The 9937-nt window shown below is 66.5% G+C and carries 9 protein-coding genes; 5 read left to right on the top strand and 4 right to left on the bottom strand.

The annotated features are described in order from the left end of the window. A partial coding sequence (locus ACFX4F_RS17290) for an IS3 family transposase (protein ID WP_380657315.1) occupies positions 1 to 83 on the top strand: 83 nt, incomplete at its 5' end. A 168-nt stretch (positions 84 to 251) separates the two neighbouring features. Here ACFX4F_RS17290 and ACFX4F_RS17295 read toward each other — a convergent pair. From ACFX4F_RS17295 to ACFX4F_RS17305, 3 genes are all read right to left on the bottom strand, one after another. Further along, positions 252 to 1901, bottom strand: a complete 1650-nt coding sequence (locus ACFX4F_RS17295; RefSeq protein WP_380657424.1) for a phosphoethanolamine transferase — start codon at positions 1899 to 1901, stop codon at positions 252 to 254. Next, on the bottom strand, positions 1898 to 2650 hold the full coding sequence (locus ACFX4F_RS17300) for a phosphatase PAP2 family protein (RefSeq protein ID WP_380657426.1): 753 nt from the start codon (positions 2648 to 2650) through the stop codon (positions 1898 to 1900). Before ACFX4F_RS17300 ends, ACFX4F_RS17295 begins: the two co-directional genes overlap by 4 nt. Before the next feature lie 112 nt (positions 2651 to 2762). Further along, entirely contained in the window at positions 2763 to 4466 is a 1704-nt protein-coding gene (locus ACFX4F_RS17305) for an ArnT family glycosyltransferase (protein WP_380657428.1), read from the bottom strand. 132 nt (positions 4467 to 4598) lie between these two features. Between ACFX4F_RS17305 and ACFX4F_RS17310 the strand changes: the two genes are divergently transcribed. Both ACFX4F_RS17310 and ACFX4F_RS17315 read left to right on the top strand, forming a co-directional pair. Further along, positions 4599 to 5309, top strand: coding sequence for a response regulator transcription factor (locus tag ACFX4F_RS17310; protein WP_099818923.1), 711 nt, complete (start codon positions 4599 to 4601; stop codon positions 5307 to 5309). Continuing rightward, positions 5299 to 6579 carry a sensor histidine kinase gene (locus ACFX4F_RS17315; RefSeq protein ID WP_380657431.1) on the top strand — a complete coding sequence of 427 codons (1281 nt, stop codon included), beginning with the start codon at positions 5299 to 5301 and terminating at the stop codon, positions 6577 to 6579. The genes ACFX4F_RS17310 and ACFX4F_RS17315 overlap by 11 nt, the downstream gene beginning before the upstream one ends. Before the next feature lie 87 nt (positions 6580 to 6666). On the opposite strand, the gene ACFX4F_RS17320 is transcribed toward ACFX4F_RS17315, so the two are convergent. Further along, positions 6667 to 7056 carry a VOC family protein gene (locus ACFX4F_RS17320; RefSeq protein WP_099818925.1) on the bottom strand — a complete coding sequence of 130 codons (390 nt, stop codon included), beginning with the start codon at positions 7054 to 7056 and terminating at the stop codon, positions 6667 to 6669. 156 nt (positions 7057 to 7212) lie between these two features. Between ACFX4F_RS17320 and ACFX4F_RS17325 the strand changes: the two genes are divergently transcribed. After that, positions 7213 to 8469: a DUF819 domain-containing protein gene (locus tag ACFX4F_RS17325; RefSeq protein ID WP_180166229.1), complete on the top strand. Its 1257-nt coding sequence runs from the start codon at positions 7213 to 7215 to the stop codon at positions 8467 to 8469. Between the two features lie 172 nt (positions 8470 to 8641). Continuing rightward, positions 8642 to 9784: a DUF3103 family protein gene (locus tag ACFX4F_RS17330; RefSeq protein ID WP_165787237.1), complete on the top strand. Its 1143-nt coding sequence runs from the start codon at positions 8642 to 8644 to the stop codon at positions 9782 to 9784. Positions 9785 to 9937: the final 153 nt, after the last annotated feature.

Here is a 9937-nt window from a genome sequence, read left to right on the forward strand (position 1 = left end):
ACTACAACCAAGAGCGCATCAGATTGAAATTGAAGGGCCTGAGCCCGGTACAGTACCGGGAACAGGCCCAAGCGGCCGTTTGACCCCACCGTCCAACTCTCGGGGGTCACTTCAGGACGGGTTTACGGCGTCTCCCGCCACCGGACCCACCCCGCCATCCCACAGCAAACCCGCTTCTGCTGTTGCTTCGGCCGTTGCCGTTGCCTGAAGGCCTCTGCAGGTGCAGGGCTGCAAGCCCTGCCGACAAACCCCTAACTCTCGCAGTTGGCGAACAGGTCGCGGTCGCGCTCGTACAGCGAGGTCTTCACCTGCATCAGCCCCAGCACCGACGGGAACAGGTTGTCGTGGTCGGTGTAGCTGGCCGCGCGCTTGCGCACGCACTGCAGGTCCAGCCCGCGGCTGCTGGCGAAGCCTGGTGAGAACCAGATCGTCATCGGTACCCGGGTCTGCTCGGCCGGTGCGATCGCGTATGGCACGCCGTGCAGGTACAGGCCCTTTTCGCCCAGCGACTCACCGTGGTCGGACAGGTAGATCATCGCCGTGTCGTAATCCTGCAGGCCCTGCAGCGTGCCGATGGTCTTGCTCAGGAAATGATCGGTGTACAGCACGGCGTTGTCGTAGCTGTTGGTGATTTCTTCGCGCGTGCAGCGGCCGATGTCGCGGGTATCGCAGGTCGGGGTGAAGCGGCGGAAGGCCGGCGGATAGCGCTCGAAATAGGCCGGGCCATGGTTGCCCAGCTGGTGCATCACCACCACCCGGTCACCCGGGCGTGCACGCACCTGGGTCGCCAGGTCCTGCAGCAGGATCTCGTCCATGCAACGGCCATCGGCACACAGCCCCGGCGTGGTCGCGTCCGACAGTGACTGGAAGTCCAGGCCCTCGCATACGCCCTTGCAGCCGGACTGGTTGTCGCGCCACAGCGGTGCGATGCCCGCGCGGTTCAGTACATGCAGCAGCGATTGGTGCGCACGGATCTTCTTTTCGTCGTACTCGTGGCGTCCCCACGGCGAGAACAGGCACGGCAGCGAGACCTCGGTACTGGTGCCGCAGGAGTGCATGTCGGGGAAATTGACCACCGCCGCCTGGGCCAGCTCCGGCGTGGTGTTGCGGCCGCCATTCAAGCCCCAGTTCTGCGCGCGTACCGTTTCGCCCATCACGATCACCAGCAGGCGTGGCTTGCTGGTCGGTGCGCGCGGGGTCGCCTTGGCATCGGTACCGATCGGCAGCTTCGGCGCGCGTTGTACCGGGTTGTCACCACGCAGCGCACGCGGCAGCCCCAGCAGCACATTGGCGGGCGTTGCCAGGTAGCGCACTTCGCGCTGGTTGCGCATCAGGGCCGACACATCCTGGAAGGACACCAGCGCGCCACCGAGCGCAGTGGCCGCAGCCACCAGCAGGAAGCCGATGCGCCACAGCAGGCTGCGGCCCCAACTACGGCGACGCAGTTCAACGCGCCACAGCACCACCATCGGCAGTGCGGCCAGCAGCAGTACCGGCCACAGCAGCGACACCGTCATCAGTTCGCGGCTTTCCTTCGGGTCGGTGGCCAGCACGTTGCGCAGCATGTCCGCATCCAGATAGATGTGGTAACGGCTCATGTAGTGCGCGGCAAACGCGGTGACCAGCAGCAGTACGCTGATCACCACCTTGGCATTCCAGCGCCACACCAGGATGCCCAGCAGCACGCCGTGTGCACCCAGCAGCAGCAACAGCAGCGAAAGCGCATAACGCAGGCTGCCTGGATGGCTGGCCATGGCGCTGTGCCAGAACAGGCCATTGCCGGCCACAGCGAAGAACAGGCTGGTGAGAATGATCAGCGCTTCGGTGGACAGCTGCGGCCGCCATGCGCGGATGCTGGCCAGTGTCGGCAGCCGGAAGGAACGTTGGACCGATGCGTTCATGCAATTGCCTCCTGGCGGGTCGAGCGGTCCAACTGGCGGCGGACCATCAGGTACAGGCCCAGCGACAGCAGCCAACATATCAATGCGGTAGCAACGTCATGCGAAAGGAAATGGGCGCCGCGAAGCTGCTGGCCGATACCGAACACCAGGCCACTGCCGAGGCCGATCCACAGCCCGGCCCGGCGCCACGACGGTCGCCACAGCAGCGCGAAGAAATACAGGCACAGCCACGCGTATCCCGCGCTGGCGTGGCCGCCGGGGAAGCAGGCACGGGCAGCCATCCCAGTTGGGCGGCTGCTGAAAAGACCGACGAAAGGATCGTGTCCGCCGTAGCGCAGCAGATCCCACGGGCAGTCCATCGGCACCAGCGACTTCAGCAGCGAAATCAGCCCCGTGCCGAGTGCCACGGCCATCACCACATAGAGCAGCGCCCAGCGCAGCGTGCGATCGCGACCACGACGCCAGTGGTGGAAGCACAGCAGCATCACCACCAGGGCCGCAGCCGTGCTCAGCCATTTGCCGCCCTTGTGCACGACCGAACGGGTCAGCCAGCTGTTCTGCAGGGCCCATTGACCGCCCTCCAGGCGGAACAGATGATCGGCCAGCCACTGGTCACCCCCGAAGCCCATCAGCACGGTGAACAGAGGGAGGCCGATCGCGACAGGCAGCCAGAAATGAGTGACGGCAAATCTTGACGCCAGTGGCGAAGACGCGAGCGGAACTACCGGGGCGAGAGGACGGACAGGCATGCAGGCATGAGGTCGGTGCGGGAAACCGTGGCCATGCTCGTCACCTTGATGTCGGAGAAGGGTCGTACGCTCGTTCGTGTCGGGTTAATGATTCACCGGCACGTGTGAATGTTCAGTCTTCGTCATCGTTGGCGCCGGCGCGTTCGGCGTGACACGCCGGGTCCCACGCGGTGCCCGGAAGCAACTGCCAACGATTGCGATTTGCAACACCGATCTCGATGACCTGGGCCGGGTCGACGCAGGGGCTCATCGCCTTGTCCAGCACCAGCAGCCAGCGCTTGTCCGGGGCCTCGGCCAACCATGGGCCGGCGTCCTGCCACTGCTCCGCCCAGGGGCGCTTGAAGCCGAACTCGCGCACCGGCCGGTCGGCCTGCAGCAGGTTCTGTTCGCGCCAGGCCACCAGCGCCAGTTCCGCATCGGGGCCGATCCGCATGCCCACCCGGCGCATCACCGCCGACGCCGAGGCATAGGGGTCCAGCGCCGGTATCAGCACCAGTCCATACAGCATCCACAGCAGGCCGTGGGTGAGCAGTACCAGCGTGGCCGCGCGTCGTACCCGCAGCCACACCGCCAGTGTCGCCACGGCGATGGCGAAGGTCAGCAGGCCGTCGCCGAACGCGGGCAGCAACGTGTCGGGCATCGCCCGCCGCGCCAGCTGCGCCTGCGCCCAGGGGCTGTCGGTCAGCATCATCACGCCCAGCGCGCCGGTGACCAGCATCAGCAGCAGGCTGTAGCCGAACAGGTAGCGACGCACGCACAGGCGACGCAGCAGGCCGGGCAGCAACGGTGCCACTGCCAGTGCCATCGCCGGCAACATCGGCAGCACATACACCTCACGCTTGCCGGGGCTGGCAGTGAAGAACAGCAGGACCAGCGCGGCCCAGCCCAGCAGCAGCCATTGGCGCTGGTCACCGCGACGCAGGCGACGCCACCACGGCTTGATCATCAGCGGCAGCAGCAGGGCGCCGGGCAGCCACAGGGTGGCGATCACCTGCAGGTAATACCAGGCCGGCTGGCGATGGTGCCAGGCGTTGGCATAGCGGGTGCCGGTCTGCTTGAACAGCAGCTCGTGTGCGTACGACTGCAGCGATGCACTGGGTTCATGCAGCAGCGCCCAGCCCAGCGGCGCCAGCCATACCGCGGTGCCCAGCAGGAACGCCGGAACCAGCCACAGCAGGCTGGCGGGGTGGGGGCCGTCCACCGGCTGGCCGCGACGGCGCTGGTACAGCCACCAGCCGAACCAGGGCAGCACCATCAGCAGCGGCAGGAAGCCCACCCCCTTGGTCACCGTGCCGACGCCGGCGGCGAAGCCGGCCAGCCACAGTGCCGGCAGGTTGCGGCGCTCGCAGAGATGGCGCAGCAGGCCCCACAGGGCCAGCGTGGTCATGCCCACCAGCACCATGTCGATCTGCGCACGCTTGGCCATCAGGCCGAACTGCAGGGTGCAGAACAGTGCGCCGAGTGCGTACAGCGAATGACGTGGCGACCACAGCCGGCGCGCCAGGTCTGAAACCAGCCACAGGCTGAGCAGTGCGGCCAGCAGCGACGGCAGCAGGAACGACCACTGCCAGCTGCCGACCACCTGATGGGCAGCGGCCTGCAGCCACATGAACACGGGCGGCTTTTCGGCGTACAGCTCGCTGCCACGGTGCGGCAGCAGCCAGTCGCCGCTCTCCACCATGGCCCGCGCGGCCAGCACGAAGCGGGGTTCGTCCGGCGGCTGCGGCTGGCGCATGCCGAGACCGGCCGCCAGTGCCACCACGATCAACAGCCACAGCAGGGGCAGGTGCCAACGGCGGGGCAGGGCTACGGGCACGGCGGGCTCCGGGAGCAAAACGGCCATACTGATGGAGGGCACGTGGGAAAGCCGTCAGAGCCGCCGCCACGGCGACCGCATTCCGACATCCCCAGCGCTACCATGGTGGCACTTCCCGTGGATGTTTCGTGCATGCGCCTGTTGGTGATCGAGGACAACCGCCAGCTGGTGGCCAACCTGTTCGACTACTTCGAGTCGCGCGGGCATGTGCTCGACGTTGCCCCGGACGGCATCACCGGCCTGCACCTGGCTGGCAGCCATCCCTATGACGCAGTGATTCTGGACTGGATGCTGCCGCGCATGGAGGGCCCGGAGGTGCTGCGCCGGCTGCGTTCCGAGCACGCCTCGGAAGTGCCGGTGATCATGCTGACCGCGCGCGACGAACTGCCGGACAAGATCGCGGGCTTCCGTGCCGGCGCGGATGACTACCTGACCAAGCCATTCGCCCTGCCGGAACTGGAAGTGCGGCTGGAGGCGCTGCTGCTGCGCGCGCAGGGGCGCAATCCGCGCAAGCGCCTGCAGGTGGGCGACCTGGTGCTTGACCTGGCGACCCTGGAGGCGCAGCGCGCCGGCCAGGTGCTGCACCTGTACCCGGCCTGCCGCAAGCTGCTGGAGGTGCTGATGCGGGCCAGCCCGGGTGCGGTGACCCGGCAGCAGCTGGAATTCGCTCTGTGGGGGGATGAACCGCCGGACGGCGACCTGCTGCGCTCGCATGTGTACGAACTGCGGCGCAGCGTGGACGGCCCGTTTGCCGACAAGCTGATCCACACCCTGCCGCGGGTGGGCTACCGGCTGGCGTCCACCGCAGGCGCCGATGCACGGAACGATGACGATGGCGCGTAAACCGGGGCCGCTGTACCGGCGGGTGGTGTGGTGGCTGCTGGGCTACCTGGCGCTGATCTCGCTGGCGGTGTTCAGCGTGGGCAACTACGTGCACGAACACGCCGAGCATGCCGCGTGGCGCGCGCTGCTCAATTCCGAACTGGACAGCATTGTCGATCACACCGAGCACGAGCCGCACTATCGCTGGCAGGATTCGGACACGCTCAGCCTGTTCCGCTTCAACGAAGCCAACATGCCCGCCAGCCTGCGCACCCTGCATCCGGGGTTGCATGACGGGGTGATGATCGGCGAGCGCGAGACGGCAGTGATGGTGCGCGATACCGGCTCGATGGGGCGGGTTGCGCTGGCCCTGGACATCTCCGACTTCCACGACCTGGAACAGTTCGCCACGCGCTGGGTGATGCTCGCTGGCATCATCATGATCTTCGTCACCGTGTTGATGGCCTCGTTCGGCATGGAGCGCATGGTGCGCCCGCTGAGCCTGCTGGCCCAGCACATCGGTGCACTGCGGCCGGGCGTGCAGGGCCAGCGCATCCACGTCGATCCGCGCGGCAGTTCCGAGCTGCACACCATTGCCGATGCGCTGAACGACTACCTTGATCGCAACGAGCAGTTCGTCGAGCGCGAGCGGGTGTTCATCAGCACCGCAAGCCATGAACTGCGCACGCCGATCGCGGTGATGACCGGTGCCGCCGAACTGGCGCTGGAACAGCCGGGCCTGCCTGAGCGCGCACGCCAGCAGATGCAGCGCGTACTACGTACCGCGCAGGGCGTCGAGCAGCTGATCGAGTTGCTGCTGGTGCTGGCGCGTGATCCCGCACGCCTGGCCAGCCGCGCCGAGCGCATCGCCCTGGACCAGCTGCTGCCGGAGATCGTCGACGACCATCGCCACCTGCTGGGCGACAAGGACCTGAGCATCGGCATCCAGGCCGCGCCGGTGGACATCGTCGCTCCTCTTGCCGTGGTGCAGGCGGCGATCGGCAACCTGCTGCGCAATGCCATCGAGAACAGTGGCCGTGGTCATATCGAGCTGCGCCTGACCTCGGCGGCGGTGCTGACCCTGCAGGACCCCGGCCATGGCATGAGTCCGGAAGAGATCGCTGCGATCCACGCGCGGATGGCGCGCGGCGGGCGGAGCGATCGCGGTGGCATCGGCCTGGAACTGATCGCGCGGCTGTGCGAGCACCTGGGCTGGACCCTGCAACTGCAGCCCTGCGAACCGCGCGGTACCCTGGCTTCGCTCGACTTTGGTACATCGCGGCCAGGCTGACCTGTCCGTCGACCGAGGTCGACGCCTACCAGGCAATGGCCGCGTGCGTTCTGGTAGGTGCCAACCTTGGTTGGCACGCTGGCCGCGTCACCGCGCCGTCGGCCGCGGCACATGCTGGTCGATCAGGATCACGTTGCCATCCGGATCGGCCAACTGCAGGTAGCCCGTGCCCTGGCCATCAGGATCGGTGCGGAGCGCCAGTTCAATGCCCTTGGCATCCAGTTCGGCCTGTATCTCGCGGACGTCCTGGAAGGACGCCAGTTCCTGCTTGTGCTGGTCCCAGCCGGGGTTGAAGGTCAGCAGATTGCCCTCGAACATGCCCTGGAACAGGCCGACCACGATGCCGTTGTTGCGCAGTACCAGCCAGTTCTGCGCCGTATCACCCCCGGTTACCGAGAATCCGAGCGCCTCATAGAACGCACGCGAGGTGGCCAGGTCCTTCACCGCCAGGCTGACTGAAAAAGCGCCGAGTTGCATGGGGCAGGCTCCAGAAGGGAATGCTGCGATTCTCGACAGGCCCGCGCGCTGCCGCAAGCAGCGCAGCATGACCCTGCGTGAAGACTATGTTAATTTCGACCCGCGCCGCTTATGCGGCGCTTTTCTTTTCCGCTCTTTCGATCGACAGAGGATCCCATGCCGACCGAACCCGCTACCGCTACTGCCCTGATCAGCAACGATATCGTTGGCCTTGGTCTGATCGCCGCCACCCTCGCCCTGATCTTCTGGGCTGCCAGCGGCCCAACGCCCTTGCTGAAGAAGATCTTCGCCTGGGTACCCGCACTGCTGCTGTGCTATTTCATTCCCGCCATCTACAACACCGCCGGTGTCATCGATGGCCACAACACCTCGCTGTACAACCCGGTCGCACGTGATGTGCTGCTACCGGCGGCACTGGTCCTGCTGACCCTGTCGATCGACCTGAAGGGCATCGCCAAGCTCGGGCCGAAGCTGCTGCTGGTGTTCTGCGCCGGCACCGCCGGCATCATGCTCGGCGCCATCGTCTCCTTCCAGGTGATGAAGCTGATCCACCCGGAAACCGTCGCCGGTGACACCTGGGCCGGGATGGCTGCATTGGCCGGCAGCTGGATCGGCGGCGGCGCCAACATGGTCGCCATGCGCGAAGTGTTCGGCACCGATGCCACCACCTTCGGCCAGTTCGCCGTGGTCGACGTGGCCTGCGCCAGCCTGTGGATGGCGATCCTGCTGTTCATGGCCAACCGCGCCCAGCAGATCGATGCCCGCAACGGTGCCGACACCCGCGCCATCGATGAGATGAAGGCACGCATCAGCGCCTACGAGGCGCAGAACGCGCGCATCCCGAGCATGACCGACCTGATGGTGATTGTCGGCGTGGCACTGGGCGGGGTCGGCCTGGCCCATGCCATCGCCGCACCGTTGTCCGGCTGGTTCAAGGCCAATGTCAGCTGGGCCAGCCAGTTCAGCCTCGACAGCCAGTTCGTCTGGGTGATTTTGTTGTCCACCGCGATGGGCCTGACCCTCAGCTTCACCCGCGCACGGCGGCTGGAAGCGGCCGGTGCTTCGCGCCTGGGCACCGTGTTCCTGTATTTCCTGATCGCCTGCATCGGCATGCAGATGAATCTGCTGTCGCTGCTGGATCGTCCGTGGCTGTTCCTGCTCGGTGCGATCTGGATGGCCACCCACGTGCTGGTGCTGTGGATCGTGGCCAAGCTGGTGCGCGCGCCGCTGTTCTTCTTCGCGATTGGTTCGCAGGGCAACATCGGCGCGGCAGCGTCGGCACCGGTGGTGGCGGCAGCGTTCCATCCGACGCTGGCGCCGGTGGGCGTGCTGCTCGGCACGGTTGGTTATGCCACCGGTACCGGACTGGCATACGTGACCGGGTTGATCCTGAAGTGGATGGCCAACGGCTGAGCCCTCTCGCGGCCGCCACGGAAGTCAGAAACGGGTAGAGCCGAGCCCACGCTCGGCTGCTTTGCGCAGGATACTGCCGGAACTGTGCGGCACATACCGGAACGTATGGCGCGTGCGACGTAGCGTGGGAAGCTCCTGCCGGCGTTGCCGGCGACGTTCGATGGGGCCGTCGATGACGAAGCAATGGAGGTTTCGGGTTTCCGCACTGGTGCTGTTGCTGGCCAGCACGGGGGCATTCGCGCAGGGACCGGTGAGGGCCGGCGGCGCCGATGTGCAGGTGCTGACCGATGCCGGTGCGCGCGAGGTGGCGGCACTGATCGGCCAGCCAGGGTTCGCCGATGCAGTGCGCAGCTCGCTGCATGCGGCGCCGGAGCAGGGCGTGTCGGTGCAATCGTTGATGGACCGTTTCGATCCGCAGGCGCATACGCTGGCCAGTGCAGCGCTGGCAGCCGGCGATCGCCAGCTGCGCCAGCGCAAGGGGCTCCCGGCACAGGGGCAGGGGCTGCTGCAGCTGCGTGCGTACGTGCCCGAGGGGCACTCGCTGGCGGCCATCAATCCGCATCCGCTATGGGTGGCCAGTCTGCCGCGTGGCAATGATCGCGACTGGACCACGATCACCGCCTACGATGCGCAGGGCCGCGCGCATGTACTGGATGCGAAACAGGCCCCGGATTTTCCGGTGCTGATCGTCGACGTCGACACGCGGCGTGCGGTGCAGGAGGGCATGGCCCTGGTCAATGCGGGGCTGAAGGCCCGCGGCCTGCAATCGCCCGAACGCATCCGGCTGTCGGCTGACGGCACGCAGGCTTCGCTGGATATCACCCGCCTGGACCGCATCCGCCTGGCCGACGACCAGGAGCCCTGGGCGCTGGGGGCGGCCGAGGTGTTCGCTGTTGTTTCCGGCCTGCAGGTGGGCGCCACCGCACCGGAGATGGTGACCGTCGACATGCCGTACCTGGACTACGACGGTACCGACTACACCCCGGAGCAACCGCTGATCATCTGGGGCAACTATCGCTTCAACGCTGCCAACGTACAGCTGTTCGAGGACGACGGCGATACCAATTACCAGGAGCTGCTGGTGGCGCTGAGCAACGGCGTCAAAGCGGCACTGGGCGCCTTCGCCCCTGAGTATGCCGTCATCGCCGACATCGCAGGCGCGATCCTCAAGGCCATGCCGACGTCGTGGTTTGCCAATGACATCGACTATCTCGACAGCTACTACCTGTTGCAGCGCGGCAAGGCCTACCAGGACCGCAGGGGCGCGGCCAACAACGCCAAGGTCACCCTGACCCCGATCACGCTCACGGAGTAGTCCCGCCGGACCGCGCCCGAAACCGCCATCCGCGGATCAATTCCATCGGCATCCACGAACAAAAAGGGGTCGGATCCGTTTTCCAAAGGAAAACGGATCCGACCCCTGATGTTTCCGCACCGTCACCGGAAATCTGTCGAAGGTGGGGCGGTG

The sequence above is a fragment of the Stenotrophomonas sp. YIM B13575 genome (assembly GCF_042787595.1).
In the GTDB taxonomy this organism is placed as follows: domain Bacteria; phylum Pseudomonadota; class Gammaproteobacteria; order Xanthomonadales; family Xanthomonadaceae; genus Stenotrophomonas; species Stenotrophomonas lactitubi_B.